Annotated in this window: 19 protein-coding genes and 2 pseudogenes; 12 read left to right on the top strand and 9 right to left on the bottom strand. The window is 46.4% G+C overall.

All coding sequences use genetic code 11. The features are described 5' to 3' along the window. Nucleotides 1–948: pseudogene (locus tag QUB13_RS22545) on the bottom strand (hypothetical protein); the annotation flags it as partial. Here QUB13_RS22545 and QUB13_RS22540 point away from each other — a divergent pair. The 6 genes from QUB13_RS22540 to QUB13_RS22515 all read left to right on the top strand — a co-directional run bounded on the left by QUB13_RS22540 (nt 940) and on the right by QUB13_RS22515 (nt 5,595). Beyond that, complete coding sequence (locus tag QUB13_RS22540; protein WP_333385004.1) at nt 940–2,571, top strand: ATP-binding protein; 1,632 nt, start codon at nt 940–942, stop codon at nt 2,569–2,571. The pseudogene QUB13_RS22545 and the gene QUB13_RS22540 sit on opposite strands and share 9 nt — an antisense overlap. After that, nucleotides 2,564–4,642: a hypothetical protein gene (locus QUB13_RS22535; RefSeq protein ID WP_333385001.1), complete on the top strand. Its 2,079-nt coding sequence runs from the start codon at nt 2,564–2,566 to the stop codon at nt 4,640–4,642. The genes QUB13_RS22540 and QUB13_RS22535 overlap by 8 nt, the downstream gene beginning before the upstream one ends. 153 nt (nt 4,643–4,795) lie before the next feature. Next, complete coding sequence (locus tag QUB13_RS22530; RefSeq protein ID WP_333384998.1) at nt 4,796–4,939, top strand: hypothetical protein; 144 nt, start codon at nt 4,796–4,798, stop codon at nt 4,937–4,939. Next, nucleotides 4,936–5,247, top strand: coding sequence for a hypothetical protein (locus tag QUB13_RS22525; protein WP_333384996.1), 312 nt, complete (start codon nt 4,936–4,938; stop codon nt 5,245–5,247). Before QUB13_RS22530 ends, QUB13_RS22525 begins: the two co-directional genes overlap by 4 nt. After that, on the top strand, nt 5,244–5,444 hold the full coding sequence (locus tag QUB13_RS22520) for a type II toxin-antitoxin system PemK/MazF family toxin (RefSeq protein ID WP_333384993.1): 201 nt from the start codon (nt 5,244–5,246) through the stop codon (nt 5,442–5,444). Before QUB13_RS22525 ends, QUB13_RS22520 begins: the two co-directional genes overlap by 4 nt. A 7-nt stretch (nt 5,445–5,451) precedes the next feature. Next, the gene (locus tag QUB13_RS22515) at nt 5,452–5,595 is read left to right on the top strand and encodes a type II toxin-antitoxin system PemK/MazF family toxin (protein ID WP_333384990.1); all 144 of its coding nucleotides are present in this window, start codon (nt 5,452–5,454) and stop codon (nt 5,593–5,595) included. 60 nt (nt 5,596–5,655) lie between these two features. On the opposite strand, the gene recG is transcribed toward QUB13_RS22515, so the two are convergent. The 6 genes from recG to QUB13_RS22485 all read right to left on the bottom strand — a co-directional run bounded on the left by recG (nt 5,656) and on the right by QUB13_RS22485 (nt 12,026). After that, on the bottom strand, nt 5,656–8,145 hold the full coding sequence (recG, locus tag QUB13_RS22510) for an ATP-dependent DNA helicase RecG (RefSeq protein ID WP_333384987.1): 2,490 nt from the start codon (nt 8,143–8,145) through the stop codon (nt 5,656–5,658). Between the two features lie 94 nt (nt 8,146–8,239). Beyond that, nucleotides 8,240–8,389 carry a hypothetical protein gene (locus tag QUB13_RS22505; protein ID WP_333384985.1) on the bottom strand — a complete coding sequence of 50 codons (150 nt, stop codon included), beginning with the start codon at nt 8,387–8,389 and terminating at the stop codon, nt 8,240–8,242. A 4-nt stretch (nt 8,390–8,393) separates the two neighbouring features. After that, nucleotides 8,394–9,371, bottom strand: coding sequence for a hypothetical protein (locus QUB13_RS22500; RefSeq protein ID WP_333384982.1), 978 nt, complete (start codon nt 9,369–9,371; stop codon nt 8,394–8,396). A gap of 329 nt (nt 9,372–9,700) precedes the next feature. Then, nucleotides 9,701–10,360: a translation elongation factor Ts gene (gene tsf, locus QUB13_RS22495; protein ID WP_194070394.1), complete on the bottom strand. Its 660-nt coding sequence runs from the start codon at nt 10,358–10,360 to the stop codon at nt 9,701–9,703. Between the two features lie 384 nt (nt 10,361–10,744). Continuing rightward, nucleotides 10,745–11,575 (bottom strand): 30S ribosomal protein S2, encoded by an 831-nt coding sequence (rpsB, locus tag QUB13_RS22490; protein WP_333384978.1) that lies wholly within the window; start codon nt 11,573–11,575, stop codon nt 10,745–10,747. A gap of 241 nt (nt 11,576–11,816) precedes the next feature. Continuing rightward, nucleotides 11,817–12,026, bottom strand: a complete 210-nt coding sequence (locus QUB13_RS22485; RefSeq protein WP_333384975.1) for a hypothetical protein — start codon at nt 12,024–12,026, stop codon at nt 11,817–11,819. Between QUB13_RS22485 and QUB13_RS22480 the strand changes: the two genes are divergently transcribed. Together QUB13_RS22480 and QUB13_RS22475 are read left to right on the top strand one after the other, a co-directional pair. Then, a complete protein-coding gene (locus QUB13_RS22480) occupies nt 12,025–14,229 on the top strand; it encodes a cation:proton antiporter (RefSeq protein WP_333384971.1) in 2,205 nt (734 codons plus the stop codon). The genes QUB13_RS22485 and QUB13_RS22480 overlap by 2 nt on opposite strands. Before the next feature lie 476 nt (nt 14,230–14,705). Further along, nucleotides 14,706–15,209, top strand: a complete 504-nt coding sequence (locus QUB13_RS22475) for a hypothetical protein (protein WP_333089272.1) — start codon at nt 14,706–14,708, stop codon at nt 15,207–15,209. Nucleotides 15,210–15,249: 40 nt separating this feature from the next. On the opposite strand, the gene QUB13_RS22470 is transcribed toward QUB13_RS22475, so the two are convergent. Continuing rightward, a complete protein-coding gene (locus QUB13_RS22470; protein WP_333384968.1) occupies nt 15,250–16,521 on the bottom strand; it encodes an RNA-guided endonuclease InsQ/TnpB family protein in 1,272 nt (423 codons plus the stop codon). 34 nt (nt 16,522–16,555) lie between these two features. On the opposite strand from QUB13_RS22470, the pseudogene QUB13_RS22465 reads away from it, so the two are divergent. The 4 genes and pseudogenes from QUB13_RS22465 to QUB13_RS22450 all read left to right on the top strand — a co-directional run. After that, nucleotides 16,556–16,720 (top strand): annotated as a pseudogene (locus QUB13_RS22465) (IS200/IS605 family transposase); the annotation flags it as partial. A 100-nt stretch (nt 16,721–16,820) separates the two neighbouring features. Continuing rightward, on the top strand, nt 16,821–16,949 hold the full coding sequence (locus QUB13_RS22460) for a hypothetical protein (RefSeq protein ID WP_333089276.1): 129 nt from the start codon (nt 16,821–16,823) through the stop codon (nt 16,947–16,949). Nucleotides 16,950–17,075: 126 nt separating this feature from the next. Then, nucleotides 17,076–17,702, top strand: a complete 627-nt coding sequence (locus QUB13_RS22455; protein WP_333089278.1) for a DUF3038 domain-containing protein — start codon at nt 17,076–17,078, stop codon at nt 17,700–17,702. Between the two features lie 2 nt (nt 17,703–17,704). After that, nucleotides 17,705–18,934 (top strand): DUF4335 domain-containing protein, encoded by a 1,230-nt coding sequence (locus QUB13_RS22450; RefSeq protein WP_333384964.1) that lies wholly within the window; start codon nt 17,705–17,707, stop codon nt 18,932–18,934. 423 nt (nt 18,935–19,357) lie between these two features. On the opposite strand, the gene QUB13_RS22445 is transcribed toward QUB13_RS22450, so the two are convergent. Beyond that, nucleotides 19,358–21,427 carry an abortive infection protein gene (locus tag QUB13_RS22445; protein ID WP_333384961.1) on the bottom strand — a complete coding sequence of 690 codons (2,070 nt, stop codon included), beginning with the start codon at nt 21,425–21,427 and terminating at the stop codon, nt 19,358–19,360.

Here is a 21,427-nt window from a genome sequence, read left to right as displayed (position 1 = left end):
AGGCAATCCTTTAATTTGATGGCTCCACTTCTGGGGTACATTGAACTTATCTAATAGCTGGTAAGTAAGTGGAGATAAAATAAACTCAAGTTCTCGGTTGTTCTGTAATACTCCAAGTACGCTTAATCGGTCTTTTCTTAAGGTTGTAGAATAAACTGTATATAATGGGTTGCAAATTATATTTGTAGTGTGATTTACTCCTTTAACACGCGCACTTGTTTGGTCTAAGTGTTGCCAGGGGCTACTTGCTAATCCGGATACATACACTTCGTTAAATTCTGATTCAAACTTTGATGAATTATTTACCAGCAGATTTGATAAATAACCGGCTGACATTGAAATCCCAATATTGCTTAAAAAATCTAATAGCTTCCCTTGAGTCATGTTTCCCCCGTAATACAGGCTCATAACTAACGCTTTTATTCCGGGCCCAAACTCTCCATCATATCCGGATGGTAACGATGCTAAGTATGTTTTCTTTTCTGAAGGTGAGTAATACTTCTCTTTCCGAAATAATACGTTATCTGTTTTCAGTAAAATGTCTTGAACTATTACCTCTTCATAACCCTTAAATTCTGAATCGAATGGTAGTTCGGCTTCAGGATACTCCAGGATTTTTTCTCGGTCAACTTTGACTAGAGCATTTTTACTACTTTTAATGTGCTTTTTTGGTGCTTTTCGCTCTTTTTCGGATGAGTAGTTCTCTTTTAACTTTTTCGCTCCATTAGCTTTGACCTCTGGTTTGCCTTGTTCTCCTTTCAGGCGATTATTTTCGGATTTTAATCTTTGATTTTCTGACCGTAATTCTCTGGTTTCTGCTTGTAATTGCTCTATAAGGTTCAGCAATATGGACACTGTACGACGCAATGATTCGTCAGCAATCTCAGATGGCTCAAGGCTTTGCAGTAAGGTTTCTACTAATTGGTCACTAGATGTTTTTTGCGTCATGCTTTATATTCTACCATGCTGTGCCTAGATTGTGAACCTTCTTTTTTTCTGTTACCCCGATTTATTGAGCGGATACTCGAAAAGTTCGATCGCGTTACGGGATTGACACCGGAAGATTGGGCAACTTTCCTGCAGGAATTTGCCCGCAGCGAGGGGAAATCCTTCGATGCGGCAATTGTGGAATTTGTGGCGGAAAAGCTGTATACAACTTTCCCGAAAGCGTACCGCGAAGTGCTGAAACTGGATGCGGCGAAGGGAGGAGAAAAATTTGCGGCGATGCTGTTGAATTTGCACCAAATTGCTTTGGCCCAATTGAAAGATTTGGGGCTGAAAAATGGGGAAATCCTGCAAAAGTTGGAGAGTTTGGCGACGCAGCAGCAGATTTGTCAAGTGATGGTGAAATTGGAGGCGATGGAAATTGGTATCCGGGATGATTTGGCGCAAATTCAGAACTTGCTGCAACGATTTGTCGATACTTCCGCGCCCCGATTGCCGCTTCCATACGAGTGCGAAACGATTATTGCAGACAGGACTCAAGACTTTACCGGCCGCCAATTTGTGTTTGCAGCAATTATTGAATTCTTGCAGAAAAATCCCAAAGGATATTTTGTTTTAGAAGCCGATCCGGGTGTGGGCAAAAGCTCAATTCTGGCAAAGTTAGTGCTGCTGCTGAAGCGGCGCTGCGTTACCCATTTTAACTCGCAATCTCAAGGCATTGTCCGGGCAGAACAATTTCTGGAAAATGCCTGCACTCAGTTAATTCGACGCTATCAACTAAATTATCCGCAACTGCCGGAAAATGCGACCAGAGATGGCAATTTTCTCAGCCGATTGTTGGGGGAAGTCAGTGCTAAATTGGGCGGCAAGAAGTTGATTGTGGTGGTGGATGCCCTGGATGAAGTCGATCTCAGTTTGCAGGGGCGCAACAGCAATGTCCTCTATTTGCCAGATGCTTTGCCGGATAATGTTTATTTTATTGTCTCGAAACAGCCGAAAAGGCTGCCTTTGCCAAATCATCAGGTTTTTGATTTGATGCAGTACAGTGCAGAAAGTTTGGCAGATGTCAAGGTTTATATTGACAAACGCACGGGGAACAGCGCGTCTATTCAGAATTGGATTAACCGTCAAAATTTGCAGCGCGAACAGTTTGTGGCGGCGGTGGCGGAAAAAAGCCAGAACAATTTTATGTACCTGCGCTACGTGCTGAATGATATCGACAGCGGCAAGTACAGCGATGTGAATTTGCAAGATTTGCCGAGGGAGTTGTCAGGATATTATGAGAAGCATTGGGCGCGGATGGAAATGGCGGTTAGGGATAAAGAATTGCGCCGCCGGAAGTTGAAGGTGATTTATTTGTTGACGAAAACTCGCAAGCCGGTTTGTTGCGATATTTTGGCGGATTTTGCTGAGGAAGATGCTTTGGATGTGCAGGAAGTTCTGGATGATTGGGAACAGTTTCTGCGGCGCAGCGGTGATAGTCCGCCGGATTACAGTATCTATCACGCGAGTTTCCAAAGATTTCTGCACCGTATAGATGTGGTGCAGAAAGCTGGGGTGTCGCTGCGGGATATTGAAACGGCGATTTCTGATAATTTGTGGGAGGATTTGTACGGCGATGAGTAAGTTTAAAGAACGGTTGGGGAAACTGTCGCCGAAAAAGCGGCTTTATGCTTTGGAAACTCTGCCGGGGCATTTGGCCCAGAGTGTTCAAGGGGAACGGCTGCATCAGTTGTTGACGGATTTTGATTTTATTGAGGCGAAGTTGGATGCGGTGGGAGTTCAAGCATTAATTGAGGATTACGATTTGGCGAGGGTTTCTGATGTTTTGTTGTCGGAGGGGCAAGCTGAAAGTTTGCGGTTGATTCAGGGGGCGATTCGGAAGTCGTCGCACGTTTTGGAGAGGGACAAAACTGAATTAGCAGGGCAATTATTGGGGAGGTTGCTAGATTTTGAAATGACTGATATTCAGGGGTTGCTGGAACAAGCCAAGCAGTCGAAAAATAGTCTTTGGCTGCGGCCTTTGAGGGCTAATTTAGAGCGGCCGGACGAAGGATGTAGGCGAACTCTCACAGGTCATACTCGCCCGTTAAATGCAGTCGCGATCGCACCGGACGGCAAAACAGCGATTTCGGCTTCATATGATAAAACCCTCAAAATCTGGGACACGGACACAGGCACGATACTGAAAACCCTCACCGGTCATACTGGTGAGGTAACAGCAGTCGCGATCGCACCAGACGGCAAAACAGCGATTTCCGCTTCATATGATAAAACCCTCAAAATTTGGGACACAGACAGCGGAAGCAAAATTTTAACTCTCACCGGTCATCATGGCTATGTATTAGCAGTTGCGATCACACCAGACGGCAAACGAGCAATTTCGGCTTCAGTGGATAAAACCCTGAAAATCTGGGACTTAGACAGTGGAACCGAACTCATAAATCTCACCGGTCATACTCACCGAGTCAGGGCAGTCGCGATCACACCCGATGGCAAAACAGCGATTTCCGCTTCAGACGATAAAACTCTTAAAATCTGGGACATTGAGAGTGGCACCGAATTCAGAACTCTCATGGGTCATACCGACTATGTATATGCAGTCGCTATTACACCAGACGCCAAAACAGCGATTTCTGCTTCATATGATAAAACCCTCAAAATTTGGGACACAGACAGTGGCAAGGAATTGAGAAGTCTCATCGGTCATACTAGCTCGGTATTAGCAGTCGTGATCGCGCCCGATGGCAAAACAGTGATTTCAGCTTCAAAAGATAAAACCCTAAAAATTTGGGAGACAAACAGTGGTCAGCTACTGAGAACCTTGATCGGTCATGCTCGCTATGTATCAGCAGTCGCCATTGCACCCGATGGCAAAACAGCGATTTCGGTTTCAGGTGATCACACTCTCAAAATCTGGGACATTGACAGTAACACTTTCCTAAAAACTTTTACCGATCATACTGACTTGGTAAGGTATGTGGCGATCTCCCCTGACGGCAAACTAGCGATTTCCGCTTCAAGGGATCAAACCATGAAAATCTGGGAGACTGAGACAGGTACGGAACTCTTAACCCTCACCGATGGTACTAGCCAGGTACGAGCAATAGCGATCGCACCAGACGGCAAAACAGCGATTTCCGCTTCAGAGGATGGAACCTTAACAGTCTGGGAAATCGATAGCGGAACTAAACTCAGAATTCTTATGGATCATAATGGCTTGGTAAATGCCTTCACGATCGCACCAGACGGCAAAACAGCAGTTTCTTTTTCAGGAGATTCCAACCTCAAAATTTGGGACACAGACAGCGGTAGGGAACTGAAAACTCTTACCGGTCATAATGATGAGGTAACAGCAGTCGCGATCGCACCAGACGGCAAAACAGCGATTTCGGCTTCATATGATGAAACCCTCAAAATCTGGGATCTGACCAACAGCACGGAACTGAAAACTCTGACCAATCATACTCGTTCGGTATCGGCATTCACGATTGTGCCTGACGGCCTCATGGCAATTTCAGCTTCATCGGATAACTCCCTCACAGTCTGGGATTTGCTTATCGGCAAAGACATTGCTAGTTTCATCGGAGATTATGTGTTTGCTGGCTGTGCGATCGCCCCTGATGGAGTGACAGTTGTAGCGGGCGATCGATCGGGCCGGGTGCATTTCCTGCGATTGGAGGGAGTTAGTCATTGAAACCCCGGCGGTTAGAAACCGCGTCTACACAAACGATGTCCGCCTACGCGGACGAAGAGGGTATTTGGAGATTGAAAATCATCGGGTGAAATCTTCAACCCGCGCACCATCCGGGTTTTGTCTGTGTAGACGCGGTTTCAACCGCCGGGGTTTTTGGGTTTCAACCGCCGGATTTTTGGATTGATGGGCGATCGCATTTTTGGGTTGATGGGCGATCGCATTTTTGGTGGATGGGCGATCGGGTTTTTTGTTGATCGGGCGATCGAATTTGAGAAAAATGTGCGATCGGGTTTTTGAGTTTATGTGCGATCGAGTTTTTGGTGGATGGGCGATCGGGCTATAATACAGAAAACTTGACAACAAAAATGACTGTCATGAGAGAGTTAATCCAACAAGAATTAGAAAAGTTCGATCGAGAACAACTCCAACAAGTATTTGAATTTATTAGCTTCCTGAAATTCCGTGCCAGATTAGTGACTATTCCTGCGATCGACGAAACTAACTTAGCTGCACTCTACAGCGAATTTGCCGAAGAAGACCGACAACTTGCGGAACTCGGAATCAGCGAATATTCAGAACTCCTCAAACATGAGGATTTGGCATGACAATCAGACGAGGTGAAATCTGGATTGCCAACCTCGATCCCACACAAGGTTCCGAACAAGCAGGCGTGCGTCCCACAATTATTTTTCAAAACGATACAATTTCGAGATATACAACTACTATTATCAGTATTCCTCTCACCACAAATCTGCGCCGCGCCTCTCTTCCTTCCTTCCTGTGTTTTAATTCCTGGCGGTGAGGGAGGATTGACTCAAGATTCTGTTGCATTGTGCCATCAACTGCGAGTTTTGGATAAAACAAGATTGCGAAATAAAATTGGTGAAGTCAATCCAGAGATACTGGTACAATTAGAAAATATCGTATTATTTACCTTGGGTTACTTGCCTTAAAAAGAGAAATCCCGGCCGTTAGAAACCCGGCGGTTTCAACCGCCGGGGTTTTTGGGTTTCTTAAGTCAAAATCGAGCCACTCATCATCCGCTGATATCTCCTCTCCAACTCATCCCGCACCACAGGCCACTGATTCAAAGTTTCATCATTCTCAATTACCATTTGAGCCGCCGCCCTCGCCAACTCCAAAACCTCCTGATCCTCCACCAAACTCGCCAAAGCAAAATCCGGCAAACCCGACTGCCGAGTTCCCAAAACCTGACCCGGCCCCCGCAATCTCATATCCATTTCCGCAATAAAAAAACCATCCTGAGATTGTTCTAAAACCTTCATTCTCTGCATAGCTTCCGCCGTCTTAGAACCCGGCATTAACAAACAATAAGAACGGTTGCTGCCCCGACCGACACGACCCCGCAACTGGTGCAATTGCGACAGTCCAAAACGCTCCGAATTTTCAATCAGCATTACCGTAGCATTCGGCACATCTACTCCCACTTCCACCACAGTTGTAGATACTAAAATATCGGTTTCTTTATCCCGAAACTTCGTAATTGCCTCATCTTTGTCCGCACTGCTCATCCTGCCGTGGAGTAAACCCACCTTAAACTCAGGAAATACACTGCTTTGAAGTTTTTCTTTTTCTTCAATTGCCGATCGCACATCCAACTTTTCCGACTCCTCCACCAGCGGCAGCACCACATAAACTTGACGGCCGCCCGCCACTTCCCGGCGAATCAAATCGTAAGCTTGGATGCGTTCTTTTGCCGACAGAACCGTCGTTTGAATTGCCTGACGACCGGGGGGAAGTTCATCAATTTGACTCACGTCTAAATCGCCGTGCAGCGTCAGCGCTAGAGTCCGGGGAATAGGAGTTGCCGTCATCGTCAAAACGTGGGGAGATTCGCCTTTCTGCTGCAATTTAGCCCGCTGCTGCACCCCAAATCTGTGCTGTTCATCAATTACCGCCAAACCCAATTTGTGGAAATTTACTGTATCTTGAATCAGCGCGTGAGTTCCCACTAAAACAGGCAATTCTCCCGTTTCTAACTGGCTGTGAATTTCTCGGCGCTTGGCTACTTTTGTCGAACCAGTTAACAGTTCCACAGACAAGTGCATCAAATTAAACCAACCTACCAATTTACGGTAATGCTGTTCTGCTAAAACTTCTGTCGGTGCCATTAAAGCCGCTTGATAGCCAGATTGAATTGCTGCTAGCATTGCGACTACGGCGACTACAGTTTTGCCCGCGCCGACATCGCCTTGTACTAATCTGTTCATCGGTTGTGGCGAAGCTAAATCGTTGAGGATGTCATTAATTACTCTGGCCTGAGCATTAGTTAACGCAAAAGGCAAGATTTCATAGAAATGTTCGATCAATTTGCCGCTAGGAAGAATGACTGCACTAGCTTGAGCTTTTCTTTGGGTTTGGCGGCGCTTCAAAAGTCCTAATTGCAGGTAGAAAAATTCGTCAAAAACTAAGCGACGGCGCGCGGCGGACAAGCAATCGCGATCGAGCGGAAAGTGAATATTAGTCACAGCATCGGCTAAACCCATTAAACTGTAACGATCGCGCAAATCGTCCGGTAGCGATTCCGGCAACAGTTTCGCCGCCGGCATTGCAGCCAAAATCGATCGCCTCACCGAACCCGCATCTACCCCTTCAGTCAGCGGATAAACAGGTATCAGGCGGCCGACTTTCATAGATTCGATCGCACCGCCGGAGTCGTCTAATACTTCTAACTCAGGATTATCTAAAGTAATGCCATATTTACCCTGCTTCACCAACCCCGAAGCAGCCAACACCCCACCAGTACAATACTCGCGCTTTTTGAATTCTTGCCAGCCGCGATTGCTGTAGCGAGGCCCGGCAAAAAAGCGACTAATTTTTATTTCTCCCGTGCGGTCTTTTAAAATCACTTCTAATATTGTTAATTTCTTATTCTTCGGGCTAGAAAAGCAATTGCACCGCTTTACTTCGGCGATTAAAGTGACAGTTTCCCCCGCTACCAACTCGCGAATTTGTACTTGCTTTGCATAGTCGATGTGGTTGCGAGGATAGTAGTAAAGCAAGTCGTATACGGTGTCTAAACCGAGTTTTGCTAAGCGGTTGCCGTTGGCGGGGCCGATGCCGGTGACGCGGGTTAAGGGTTGGTCTAGAGTCAAGCTGGGCGGTGGCGGTGCCGCACTCAGCGGTGCAGTTCGGGGAACGGAAACGGCTGGGGCGACCGAATCGGCGGCGTTTGCGGGTCTGACTTGTGTCGTTTGTTCTTCCCAAACTTGCTCCATTTGTCTGAGAAAACTTACTGTAATGGCGATCGAATGCTGGCGCGCTTCAAGATCCTTCTGCGGGTAGATGTCAAATTCCACAGCTAGTTGTCTGGCGCGATCGCGCGCTGCAGAAGCCGCCACAGCACCGGCCAACTGTCTCAAACTCAGGCCCAGAAACTCGCTGAAGCGGTATTGACTGCCCTGGATGTCGTTAAATCCGCGATCGGCTTCTACTGAAAGAGCTTTTTGCAATCGCTGCCATTCTGGTTGGTTGTTAGTCATTAGTTATTAGTTATTAGTTATTAGTTATTAGTTATTAGTTATTAGTTGTTAGTCATTAGTTGTTAGTCATTAGTCATTAGTCATTAATCATAGCTCAAGAATCCCAGACAACAACCAACTGCCAACAACCAACTGCCAACTGCCAACTGCCAACTGCCAACAACCAACTGCCAACTGCCAACTGCCAACTGCCAACTCTCAACTGCCAACTGCCAACTGCCAATTGCCAACTGTCAACAACCAACTGACTAATCTTCAAACCAACTCGATCGCCAAGCCGACTCAGCCTCCACCACAGCAAGTTCCCGCTGCTTTTTCTGGTAATCGCGGCCTAGGGAGTTTAACTTCACAGAGAGGTTGCGAACTTGCTGGCGCCAAGCCGAAGTTCCCGCATCGGCAAACTCTATTTCTGACAACCGCAGTTTAATTGCTGTAATGTGCACGGCCATAGTAACCTGTGCTTGTGCTAAGTTTGGCGGTGCCGAAGAGCTATCGGCTTGAACGATTAAGTTTAATAAGTTAGGCGGCCCAGCAACGCTGTCGCCGGAAGCTTCAGCAGCATAAGCAGCTTCTAGAATAGGTTCTGGCAATTGATTGGGCAAGATTCCAGACTGTTGCAGCAAGCGGTTGGTGTCACGAGAAAGCAGTTTGAGAATCAGGACGATCGACTTTTCAATACTATTTTGCCAGCGCGCCAAACTTTCGGGAGAATTAGCATTTGGCACATGATAATTTGCCACTGAAAATAGATAGTTAATGGCTGAAAGTTGTTTATTTTCCTCTTCTTCTTCTTCTTCCTCTTCTTCTTCTTCTTCCTCTTCCTCTTCCTCTTCCTCTTCCTCTTCCTCTTCCTCTTCCTCCTCTTCCTCTTCTTCCTCTTCCTCTTCCTCTTCCTCTTCTTCGTTTTTGTCGAAGTCCTCTTCCTCTTCCTCTTCCTCTGCTTCTGATTCAGTCACTAGCGATCGCAATTTTTCCTCCGATGCAGCAGCCAAAAGCCTTACAGAATGCTGCATTTTTTGTCGCCCATCGAAGGACAACTTGAGAAACGACTCCGGCGCGGATTGAGTGCAAAGGTGATAGCAAGCCAAAATTAACTGCTGCCGCACCGCTTGTCCCAAGGAAGTTAAATAACTGTCGTATGTACTGCGAAACTCCACATTCAAGGCTGCTAAACTCTCTTCTAGTCCTGCCAAATCTTGCTCTATGCGTTCTCTTGCTCCCACCATATCTCCCGTATAAAATTAAAATAGGACGTCGTATAAAACTAAAAATTCCTAGGGTGTGTCGCCGTAAACAATCTCTAAATTCAATCGACAATATGAAGGCGACTACCTGACACTTCCGATCCGTGGAAACAAAGCCAACAATTGTTTTCTAGTACAATTTTCGATAAATTATCTTACGTGCGTCACTGTAAGATTGTCGATATTTGTTTTGTATTTTTTGAGGACGACGCACCCTACAACTACTTTAAACCCATTTTGTCATTAAAAATTAAAAATGTGAAAAGCTAATTTTCACATTTTTAATTTCAATTCCCAATCTTAATTGTGAATTACTGAGCACCCATTTGGGCTGCTACTTCATCGGCAAAGTTAGCTTCTACCTTCTCAATGCCTTCGCCCAACACAAAGCGCACGAAGCGGCGCACTTGGACATTTTCTCCGATTTGGGAGATGGTTTGTTTCACCAACTCTTCCACCGAGATATTTTGATCTCGAATAAAAGGCTGATCCATCAAACATAACTCTTTCATGCGCTTGTCAATCCGCCCTTGAACAATCTTTTCTTTGATATTGTCCGGCTTGTTGCCCAAGTCATCCTTGCCCATTTCTATTGCCTTTTCTCTTTCGACAATTTCGGCAGGAATATCTTCAAGGTTCACGTATTCCACATTCGGGCAAGCTGCAATTTGCATCGCAATATTGCGTACTAAACTTTGGAATTCTTCGCGGCGTGCCACAAAATCAGTTTCGCAGTTAACTTCCACCAGCACTCCCACGCGGCCGCCCGTGTGGATGTAGCTGCCTACGAGTCCTTCGGAGGCAACCCGTCCGGCTTTTTTGTCAGCGCCAGCCAGACCTTTTTTCCGCAGCCACTCAATGGATGTTTCGATATCGCCTTCGTTTGCAATGAGGGCTTTTTTGCAGTCCATCATGCCAGCGCCAGTCTTGTCGCGCAATTCTTTAACAAGTTTTGCAGATATATCCGCCATCTTCCTTAAGTTCCCAATCAAAATTAGTTATTAGTCATTAGTCATTAGTCATTAGTCAGTAGGGGCGGTGGATGGTGCGTGTCCGCCCTCTTAGTTGTCATTAGTCATTAGTCATTAGTCATTAGTTACTAATCTTAATGTTAATGATTGGACAGGAGTGAAGAAATACCTAGTCGGCATTAGGGCGGACTTTGTACGTGTAGCACCAAAATTAATTTTGGTGCTAATACTAATACAATGAATGCTTTTGCCAGAACTCTACTAATGACTTAGACTCGTGCCATGTACAATTAAAAATCAAAAATATCCAACTAAAAATAATTATTATTTTTAATTTTCAATCTTTAATTTTTAATTGCCTGGTTTCAAATTCCGATCGCAATATTAGCTTTCGGTCTCTTCGCCCTCGGTCTCAGCGGCTTCGTCGGGGTCTACATAATTGGGGTCATCCAATTCTTCGATTTCGCCATCATATTCAGCGCCTTCGTAGCCACCTTCGTAGTCGTCGTCGTAGTCACCGTCGCCACCGGGCTGACCGTGACGACCTTCGTAAATGGCATCAGCCAACTTACCGACAATCAGCTTGATCGATCGAATAGCATCGTCATTTGCCGGAATCGCAATGTCAACCAAATCCGGGTCGCAATTGGTGTCCAACAGAGAGACGATGGGAATTCCCAACTTTTGGCATTCCAACACAGCATTATACTCGCGGCGTTGGTCTACCAGCACCACTCCGTCGGGAATCTTACGCATAGTTTTGATTCCGCCCAGATACTTCTGGAGTTTTGCCATTTCTCGGCGCAGCACCGAAGCTTCTTTTTTCGGCAACAAATCTAGGGCACCGATTTCCTCGCGGCGCTCCAAATCCTTGAGGCGCTCCACGCGGGACTTAATCGTCGTCCAGTTGGTGAGCATTCCCCCCAGCCAGCGCTGGTTGACGTAGTAAGCGCCGCAGCGTTGAGCTTCTTGCGCTACAATCCCGGCAGCTTGGCGCTTTGTACCCACGAACAAAAACTTTTTGCCTTTTTCTGAGGCCACTCTCATGTACTCGTAGGCATCTTCCATGAGCTGAGCGGTTTGCACGAGGTCGATGATGTGAACCCCGTTGCGCTCTGTAAAAATGTAGGGAGACATTTTCGGGTTCCACCGGCGGGTTTGGTGTCCGAAGTGAACTCCTGACTCTAGCATTTGAGCCAAACTGACTACTGGCATTGTATTTTAAACTCCTGTATTCGGGTTAATCCTCCACCCGGTAGTATTTCTCAAGATTTGCACCTTGGAAACACCCGAAAACCCGGATGTGCGAACTTAAACAACTTGTCTAGTTTATCACAGGACACACCAGTTTTGCTGACAATCCGATCGCCATTTGGTTGGGTTATCCGTAGGGTGCGCGCCCGAGGGAGCCAGATGCGGGCTGGCTTGGTGCGTGGGGCGTACCCTACGGTTATAGTTACTTGCAAGCGCTGCTTACAAAAACAAAAAATCCATATAACAAGGTTGTCAAAGCCTTAGTTAGGTTGTGAGACAATGGCGTTGTTGGTGCGTGTCTTGCGCCTTCTTTAGTTCGATCGAGCTTTGAGCCATTTTGTTCGATCGGCAATTCTACCGGCTTTACGAGTTCCCTCTGGCACCGCAAAAATCCCAAAGCTAAAAACGCCATGCCCATCCCCATTCTCGTCTTGCTTGAAGTTCTAATTGTGATCGCACTTTCGAGACTTGTCGGTTTAGCATTTCGATCGATCAAACAACCTCAAGTCATTGGAGAAATTGTAGCAGGAATTATGCTCGGGCCTTCTCTGTTTGGCTTAGTTGCACCAGATTTAGCAACAGCACTTTTTCCAGCCGAAGCCGTTCCTTTCCTCAACGTGCTATCTGAGGTGGGGCTGATATTTTTCATGTTCTTGATTGGTTTAGAACTGAATCCGAAGTATCTCAAAAACAACTTAAATGTAGCGATTTTAACTTCCCACGTCAGCATTCTAGTGCCGTTTTCCCTGGGAAGCATCCTAGCGCTGCTGCTGTATCCCATCGTTTCAAATAATAGCGTTTCCTTTACAGCCTTTGCTTTGTTTTTGGGCGCTGCGATGTCAATTACGGCTTTTCCGGTGCTGGCAAGAATTATTACAGAACACAACTTGCAGAATACCAAATTGGGGACGCTGGCCCTGACTTGCGCTGCTGTAGATGACGTGACGGCGTGGTGTTTGTTAGCGGTGGCGATCGCAGTTACTCGAACTAATTCGATGCTGGGCGCTTTGCCGACCATTATTGAATCTTTAATTTACATTGGTTTCATGATGACTGTAGTCCGCTGGTTCTTGCAGCGGCTTTCCAAGCACTACAACCGCACGGGCAGATTAACGCAGTTAGTGCTGGCGGGAATTTACATGGGAGTTGTAGCTTCTGCCTTAATTACTGAATTGATCGGCATTCATTTAATCTTCGGTGCATTTTTGCTTGGTGCTGCAATGCCAAAAAATGCCGGACTCACCAGAGAATTAGCTGAAAAAACCGAAGATTTTGTCCTAATATTTCTGCTGCCCATCTTTTTTGCTTACAGCGGTTTGCGTACTCAAATCGGCCTGCTCAACAGTCCCGAATTGTGGCTGCTGTGCGCCGCAGTTTTGGGAGTAGCAATTATTGGAAAATATGTCGGCACTTATACGGCTGCTAGAGTATGCGGTATTAGCAACCGCGAAGCTTCTGCCCTTGGTTGGATGATGAACACTCGCGGTTTGACTGAACTAATTGTATTGAATATCGGTCTTTCTCTGGGTGTGATTTCGCCGGTGCTATTTACAATGTTAGTTATTATGGCATTAGTCACAACTTTTATGACTTCGCCGCTGCTGGAGTGGACTTATCCCAAACGGTTAATTCGGTTAGATATTTCAGAAGTTAGCTCTGAGGATTCAGAATTAGAAGATTTACCAATTGCTAGTAGCAGCGAAGAAACAGTTAACAACTTGCTGAAAACTTATCGAATTTTAGTACCAGTTGCTAATCCTAGCACGCAGAAAGGTTTGCTGCAACTAGCAGTAGGGCTGGCGCTGCCGGCTGCGGGTACGGGCGGTAACGATTTGCAGTCGGCGGCGGTTCATCCTCTGAGTTTGATCGAATTCAATGAGGATTATGCTTTTCAAAGTACGCCTGCGGAAGCCGATCGCATTATTCAAGAGCGCCGCTTGAAATTATCAGAATTAATTGATAGTTTGGAACTGCCGGAGGCGAGAAAATTCGTGCATCCGATCATTCGGGTTACTAAGGATGTGGCGCGGGAAACGGCGCAAATTGCGGAACTAGATCGCGCGGATTTGATTTTGGTAGGATGGCACAGGCCGACTTTTAGCAGCAACCGTTTGGGAGGGCGTGTCGGTCAAATTCTCAGCAGCGCTAAGGTGGATGTAGCAATTTTTGTTGACAGAGGCCGGGAACGGTTGAATAATTTGTTAGTGCCTTACGCTGCAAATATTCACGATGATTTGGGCTTAGAATTGGCGCTGAGACTGTTAGTTAATAGCGAGGAACGCCGTTTGACGGTGCTGCGGGTGGGGGTAAACGGGTTCGAGGGAAACGAGCTGAGTTACGAGTTTCAGCGAGTGATGGAACAGTTGCCTATTGAGGTGCGATCGCGCATTGAAACTCCGATTGTGGAGGCTGCCGATCCAATTCAAGCGGTGATTGCGGCTTCTGCTAATGCTGATTTGACTATTGCGGGTACGAGTCGGGAGTGGGGAATTGAGCGCCAAACGTTGGGACAGTATACTGATGAATTGGCGGTACAGTGTCATTCTTCGCTGCTGATTGCGCGGTGCTACGTTAAAGCGCGATCGCACTTGGCTTCGGTACTTCCTCGAAGGTAGTCAGTTGTTAGTTGGCAGTTGGTAGTTGGCAGTTGTTGGTGGTTAGTTGGCAGTTGTTGGTGGTTAGTTGGCAGTTGGTAGTTGGCAGTTGTTGGTGGTTAGTTGTTAGCTTTTAATATCAACTTCTTAATGCCTAATGTTTAATGCCAACTGTCAACCGTCAACAACCAACTGCTAACAACTAAGTGGCAAAAACCAAAAACCAACAACCAACTGTCAACATTCAACTGCCAACTGCAAAAAAAACAACTGTCAACTGTCAACTGCCAGCATCCAACTGTCAACTGCCAAAAACCAAAAACCAACTGTCAACTGTCAACTACCAATAACCAACTACCAACTACCAATAACCAACAACTAACCACTAACAACTGTCAACTGCTTTCCTGTCAACTGTCAACAGCCAACTGCCAACTGCTTTCCTGTCAACTGCCAACTGCTTTCCTGTCAACTGCCAACTGCCAACAACCAAAATTATGCCTCATTTTAATGTCAAAATGTTATCATTTTATGGTATTTCCCTCGCCATTGTTGCCGTGCTGTTTAAAGTAGTAACTGCTTACGGCGAAACAAATTTAAAGGCTCCTCCGGCACTTGCGGGAAGTTATCGCTTCGATGCTAACAGTTTGCCCGAATGTCTGAAATCTGATGCTTTGGTATTGACAATCGAGCAATCTGGTGTTTATTTGAACGGTAATTTGCGAGGTAGCAGCGAGGCCGATCGCAAAAAAACAGCAGAGGAGAAACCTTCTTTAGGTGGTAAGTGGGAAACTCAAGGATTGAGCTTGTCGGGTGTGGTTCCTAATTTAGAAGGTTGCAGGGATTCCAGTGCGATCGCTCAAAACAGTTCTGTTAAACTGCGAGGAATTTTGGAGGGAGACACCCTTAAGGGAAAGATTAGTCTGAGGGATGGGGCGGCGGCTACTGATTTTACGGCTCAAAGAGAAGCGGTGGCGAAATCGCAGAAGCAGGAACATTGATCGATCGCAATGGGGAATCGAGAAGTGACAACTCTCACCGTTAAGTCGGAGTACCGACTATAACGGGAGCTTCCAATTTCACAATCAGAAATTGCTGCATCGACGGCTGGGCATCCCCTAAGCCTCCACAGCCAGGAAGCGGTAGTCCAACTGCCCCAAGTCCACGAGCTAATAATACAAGTGCTGAGTTCCAATCTCTGTCAATGGTTAAACGACAACTAGGACACTCATGCACTCTATCTTTCAGGGTCTTTTCAACTCTCGTACCGCAACTAGAACACTCAATACTACTGCCACGAGCCGACACTTCTACTGTTTGCTTGCCGCGTTTAACCGCCACTGCTTGCAGAATTTGTAGGAACGCGCCCCAGGCACAATCTAGGATTGATTTCGCTAATCTGGTACGGGCTAAGCCTTTGATATTAAGATTTTCAAATGAAATTAAATCATAAGTTTGGCACAGCCAATGTGCGACGTGATAATGAAACTCTTTGCGGCATCTAGCCACCTTCAAATGTAATAGTGCAATTCTATTTTTCTGTTTCTCCCAATTTTTAGAACCTTTTTCTTGACGCGCTAATTTGCGTTGCGCTCTGGCTAATCTATTTTGTGATGAACGATAAAACCGAGGAACTGCTACGGCTTGTCCCTGTGCGGTAGTCAGAAATTTTTCGCAGCCCACATCAATTGCCGTGACCGACTTAATTTCTTCTACTGGTAACGGCGACGGTACTGTAGAATCCTGCAGGGAAATACAACAATACCAACCATCTGCCTTGCGAATAATCGTACAAGTCTTGAGAATAAAACCATTAGGGATAGGGCGGTGCATCACAACTGGCATCTCACCTATCTTTGATAGCTTCAATACTCCATTACTTAGATACGCTCCTGCCTTAGAACAATTGATTCGTGGATAGACAAATGAGCGTAACTCTCCAGCTTTTTTAAACCGAGGTCGTCCGCCACGCTTGCCTGATTTATCTGGAATTAACCAGCGTTCCCAAGCATGAAGCAGTCTCTGCAAGTTAACTTGTTGAGACTCTGCCCAAATTTTCTTGTATTCGGGGTAAATGAGCTTCGTTTCTTTAAGTGCTGATTGCTGGGTGTAATAATCTACTTTTTCTGGAATATCTCCTATCGGTTCGCTCCGACAGCTACATCGGTCTATTTGACAACGGGTACGCCGCAGCCAATCTAGACGTTGACCTAGCGCATAATTCCAGTGCCGTCTTAGTAACTCCAAGGTATAGAGCATAACGGCTTCCTGTTCGGCACTAGGCTTGATTCTGTAGCAATAGGTGAGTATCATGAGATTTATTATACACTTACCGTCTGCATGACACAAAACTGTTTCTAGTAGGCTACTGAGAAAAGAGTTTGCAGTAGAATTAAAACAAGTCTATACTAAACCTGTTTTCTGGACGGGTTCGTATTTTGTGACTAGCTGTGGCGGTATGACAATTGAGCAGTTAAGAAAGTATGTTGAGCAACAAACAACCCCAGAATAATGACGTTTCGCTATCGCTCAGTTTTTTGTTGGTAGGCATTCCCCACCCGTTAAACGGAGTACCGTTATAACGGGCGACCCCTGCCGACATTAAGTTGGAAATGGTCAAGTTCGATCGTCCACCGTCGGTTTCTCCCCCAGCTTCGCCGGGAAATCACAAAGCTTTAAGGGATCGGCTGGGGAAACGGGCGGCGTTCGATCGAACTCCCGGCACCGTTTCTCGCCCGTGACGGTCGGTTGCTGCTAGATTTAAAAGACACATAAAAGTGATTGATAAAAATAAAGTATCCGAGAGGAGTCTTTGATTGAGAATTTGTCATGCCAGAGACCTCGGATAACCGTATAGTTTGTTTGGAATGGATGTTCCCGTGATCTTAATGCCGTCAGAAACTTTGCTTACCGAGTCAAACCCGTTGATTTTAGACAGTTTGCCAGACTTGTCGCCGAACGATGGCGGATGTCCCCGTCGGGCTAGATTGCAAATTGATTTGATGTTGCTGGCGATCGAAGCCTTGTATCTCGGAGGGGCGGAAGAAATGCTGGCAGTGTCAAAAGACCTGGAATTGGAGTCAATTATCAAAAATCGGGTTGCCTTTTGGATGATGCGGAATACTAACCCGCTGAGACGCTATACCCAGCGCCGATCCCTGACAGTGGTGGAGGCAAAAGCGCTGGTGGCGATCGCCTGTAATATGGCGCGCAAGTTAACCGCGACAATTCGCCAGTTGCTGCTAGATTCGCAGCAGTTGCGATCGAGAAATCTCCCCCTCAGCGAGAACTTGCAGCTTGCCGATTATTTAGAACGCTTTCGAGCTCATTTTCGATCGCGCATGAACCCGAAGCGATCGCTAGTTGCAGCTTACAATTCCGACGAGAAGCTCAACGAACTCGCTTTAAACTTGTTGAGCAAACTGCTATTTTGTACGGGGACGGCCGGAATGCAGCGCTTCTGGGTTAGCTTGTTTGATGGAGAAGTGGAATAAAAATGACTATTAGGCGTCAGTACAGTCTGCCGAATTGCACCCTGGTTCTGGAAGGGTTGAGCGACGGATCGGTATCTAGCCAGTTAGATACACGGCCAGTGCTTTCTATACTAATGAGCGCTGAATGTTATGTGACAGGCATCGGCGAACCCCTCAGCGGGGGACGGGAGTTTTTTGAAAGCTTGGTGAGGGCTGTCAGCAGCTACGCCCAAGAATTTATGAGTGGAGTGCATTATCCCGATCGCTACGGCCCGAATTTGAGTACGGTGCAGTTGCACAGAATAGACGAGAATTCGCACCGTTTGACCGTTCTACCAGCCGAAACAGGCAGCGCTACCCAAATCGATCAAAAAACAGAACTGTCGGCAAAATTAGATTTGACGACGGTACAGCTATTTGACTTAGTGGAGGCGATCGATCAATTTTTTGCCGACACCCAGACGCTGCCAGAATTGTCTCTGCAATTAACCCCAATTTCCAAGCGTTATATCAAGTCCGCCGAACCTTTGGCGAAGCGGAGTTTGCCTGCGGTGGTGGGGATATCGAGTTTGGCTTTGGCGGCGATAGCCTTTTTCTTGGTGCCGGTGCCGCAACTCCAGCGTCCGAGAGATCCGGTGCGACAGCCAAATCCTGCAGGGCAGAATCAGGGAACGCCGAATCCGGGCGGATCGGCTTCGCCAAATCCTACTCCCAGGCCTGCTGACGGTTTGCTACCTGGGGAGAGGACTCCGAATGCTGAACCGAGTTCGCCGACTCCGAGCTCCACCCCGCAATCGGAGGCTTCACCGAGTACCACCCCGCAATCGGAGGCTTCGCCCAGTACCACCCCGCAATCGGAGGCTTCACCTAGTACCACCCCGCAGTTGGAAGCTTCGCCCCAAAGCACGCCCAGTCCTGTTTCTGAAGCTTTGCCAAGTCCTGATGTTGCAGCCGGGCCGATTACCGATCCGGCAGAAATCGAGCTGTTGAAGGGCCAACTTTCCCAGCAAATTGACGGAGTTTTGAAAACTAAGCCTGCGGTGGATGCGGAGTTGGTTTATCGGGTGAGTGTGGCTAAGGATGGGGCGATTGTCGGTTATAAGTCGGAGAATCCCGCAGCAGTCGATCGATCCGAAGCGCCGTTATCGGAGTTGCTTTACAAACCGATTGGCAGCAGGCCACCAGCAGAACCCCTAGCTGATTTCCGAGTAGTTATTGCACCGGGCGGCACTGTTGCAGTCACTCCTTGGTAATGGTTGATTGTTAACGGTTGACTGTTGACTGTTAACGGTTGACTGTTAACTGTTAACTGTTAACGATTGACTCCAAACACTTAAAATTGCGCCTATCTGAGGGTGGCAACTTGTCAGAATCATTCATGAATTGCCCCCTAGTTTATGATTCCGACGCAACCGGAAACGATATAATATCAAATCCCGTAGCATCGGAATGATTCAGATATATATTCTCGGACTCTGTGTACTCTGTGTACTCTGCGGTTAAATCATTCCGATCCAAACGGAAACGATATAACATCACACTACAAACCAATTCCTCAACTCTTAGCCTGCGGAGGCAGACTTCGTTTTTGTAGAAGCGATTTCAATCGCCGAATCATCTTCGTTTGACTTTCTGGCGGTTTCAACCGCCGTCTTTTTCTTATATTATAATTTGACTCAAAGTTCTGTCGGCGCGCGAGGCTTAATATCTGGATCGAATCCCCCAACTTGATTGGTGCGAATTATCCACAAAAACGATCCTTGTTTTAAGAGAATTTTGGCGATTTCATCTTGGGTGCGTCTGGGCAGCATTGTTCGGTAACTAATAGCAGCTTTTAGCAGGTTCGCGATTACTGAAAAAAAGCTTTTTTTCAATACCGAATCAATCCCCGCCAATCTCGTATTTTTGCGCCAATCTAGACGGACAATACCGAGGGGAATTAATACTTTTCCTAAACTCTCTCCCAAAACTACTAACTGATGAAATCTTTCGGTTTGTGCGTGGGTAGGATTTGTTTTTAGCCAGTCTTGAATTTGAGAATTTGACTCGACTTCGGCAGTGATTTTTTTAATAGTAGCGTAAATTGCTTGACTGGAATCTTGGACGCAAGAAGTTGCTGGCGTGACTAAAGTTGCGCCGGTGCCGTCTCCGCTGCGGTAGCGCGCCATCATGATATCTAGTTGCTGGTTTAACTCGGTTAAAGGCGACAAAATGATGCCGTCAAAATCGTAGTCGTAACACACGCAGTCTAATTTACAAATGATATCGCAAACCGGGCGATCGCCCAACCAGCCACGCTGCAAGTCTCCCATATAACTTTGCCACTTGCTAGAACCGGCGACAATTCCATCGGGATTGTGGGCGTATACTTGTTTGTATTCTATGTCAAAACGCAGTTCGTCGGTAAATCCATCGCGCACTACTTTTGCGATTCCGAAAGCAAAATGTCCGGTGACAATTCCCAGCGGTACAGATTCGCCTTTTTTGCCGCCAATACCGCCAAAGCTGTGAATCACGATGCCGATATCTCCTTCTTCCCAAGGGGAGACTAAAGTGTTTTCGGCTGCCTCATTTGGCATTAACAATACTCTTTTTGCTTGTCCTTTTTGAGCCGCTGTATTTGACCAGTTTTCGTCTTTTAAATAAGCGAGAGATTTGTTCAGTCCAAAATGTGTTTCATCTGGTATTAACTGAGCAATTTTGCGGGGTTCAATTGCTTGGACTACAAAAATACTGTCTTCGTCTCTTTCGCCGTAAATGTACCAGCCGTCGGGGTTTAATGGCGATTGTTCTATCAGGTAATTTGTAGACCTCGCTATGCCATTTTTGTCGGGCTGTACTTGCGGAATCCGAATGATTTCGGCTGCGCCGTCAAATTGTTGGGATGTTTTGTTGAAATGCCGGACAATAAATTTGTTGTTATCGGGTTTTTGGCGCTGTAAAATTGAAACTAAGGCGCACAAACGTCCGATAATTTGTACTGGTTCGCGATCGATAATTAGTTCCTGCTGGCCGCTGCTGTGGTCGATCGCAATCACCGGCCTCCGCAGCATCACAGTCACACTGTCTTCGAGTCTGCTACCCGCCAAAGTTTCCAAAGGGCCGACATTTCGCCAGCCGTTCAACCTATCTGGATGGATGTTACCAGATTTTTGACTTTTTTTCGTTTGTTTTGTGAAGTTGATATCTTGACTGACTGCGTGGACAAAAAACTGAACTTGGCGGTTGGCGATCCACTTCAAAAATACTGTTTTGCCAATAAAATTTTGATATTTTTTTGGGGCATTTATTACTTCCAAAAATACTGTATCTTTGGGCGGGCGCTGTTCGTGAGAGGGCAAGATTAAGCGCCCTTGCCAAAGAGCGATCGGCTTGTACAGACGGGCAACTGCTGCTGAATTTTTGTAAATTATTGCCGGTGCAATCTCTTCTAAGATATCGTTTTCTGCTACGGAAATCACAAAATTTCTGTCAGTTTTTACGAACACGGGTTCTAAAAAAACTTTTTCAGGATCTGCAATGTTAGCGGTTGAATTGTTAGCCTTTTTTGGCAACAGCGGTAGATTGAAATGGCGGTTTTTTGCCAATTTCGCCTGGAACCAATTGAGGAAAACTCGAATAAAAATAAAAGCGGTTAAACCAAAAACGACAGCTAAGGCTATCAGCCCCAGAGTCAAAATGAATTGGTCTAAAAATTGACCGGAAAGTAAAATAATTGTGGGCCAGATCGAAGAAGATGCTGCCAT

The sequence above is a fragment of the Microcoleus sp. B4-D4 genome (assembly GCF_036705185.1).
In the GTDB taxonomy this organism is placed as follows: domain Bacteria; phylum Cyanobacteriota; class Cyanobacteriia; order Cyanobacteriales; family Microcoleaceae; genus Microcoleus.
Note: the sequence above shows the minus strand (reverse complement) of the source record. Positions and strands in the feature narration are given on the sequence as shown.

Bases quoted from the DNA above. Each gene is read 5' to 3' on its own strand.
- QUB13_RS22535 (WP_333385001.1), top strand. From the start codon at position 2,564: ATGAGTAAGTTTAAAGAACGGTTGGGGAAACTGTCGCCGAAAAAGCGG.
- QUB13_RS22520 (WP_333384993.1), top strand. From the start codon at position 5,244: ATGACAATCAGACGAGGTGAAATCTGGATTGCCAACCTCGATCCCACA.
- recG (WP_333384987.1), bottom strand. From the start codon at position 8,145: ATGACTAACAACCAACCAGAATGGCAGCGATTGCAAAAAGCTCTTTCA.
- QUB13_RS22500 (WP_333384982.1), bottom strand. From the start codon at position 9,371: ATGGTGGGAGCAAGAGAACGCATAGAGCAAGATTTGGCAGGACTAGAA.
- tsf (WP_194070394.1), bottom strand. From the start codon at position 10,360: ATGGCGGATATATCTGCAAAACTTGTTAAAGAATTGCGCGACAAGACT.
- rpsB (WP_333384978.1), bottom strand. From the start codon at position 11,575: ATGCCAGTAGTCAGTTTGGCTCAAATGCTAGAGTCAGGAGTTCACTTC.
- QUB13_RS22480 (WP_333384971.1), top strand. From the start codon at position 12,025: ATGCCCATCCCCATTCTCGTCTTGCTTGAAGTTCTAATTGTGATCGCA.
- QUB13_RS22485 (WP_333384975.1), bottom strand. From the start codon at position 12,026: ATGGCGTTTTTAGCTTTGGGATTTTTGCGGTGCCAGAGGGAACTCGTA.
- QUB13_RS22475 (WP_333089272.1), top strand. From the start codon at position 14,706: ATGCCTCATTTTAATGTCAAAATGTTATCATTTTATGGTATTTCCCTC.
- QUB13_RS22470 (WP_333384968.1), bottom strand. From the start codon at position 16,521: ATGATACTCACCTATTGCTACAGAATCAAGCCTAGTGCCGAACAGGAA.
- QUB13_RS22460 (WP_333089276.1), top strand. From the start codon at position 16,821: ATGGTCAAGTTCGATCGTCCACCGTCGGTTTCTCCCCCAGCTTCGCCG.
- QUB13_RS22455 (WP_333089278.1), top strand. From the start codon at position 17,076: ATGGATGTTCCCGTGATCTTAATGCCGTCAGAAACTTTGCTTACCGAG.
- QUB13_RS22450 (WP_333384964.1), top strand. From the start codon at position 17,705: ATGACTATTAGGCGTCAGTACAGTCTGCCGAATTGCACCCTGGTTCTG.
- QUB13_RS22445 (WP_333384961.1), bottom strand. From the start codon at position 21,427: ATGGCAGCATCTTCTTCGATCTGGCCCACAATTATTTTACTTTCCGGT.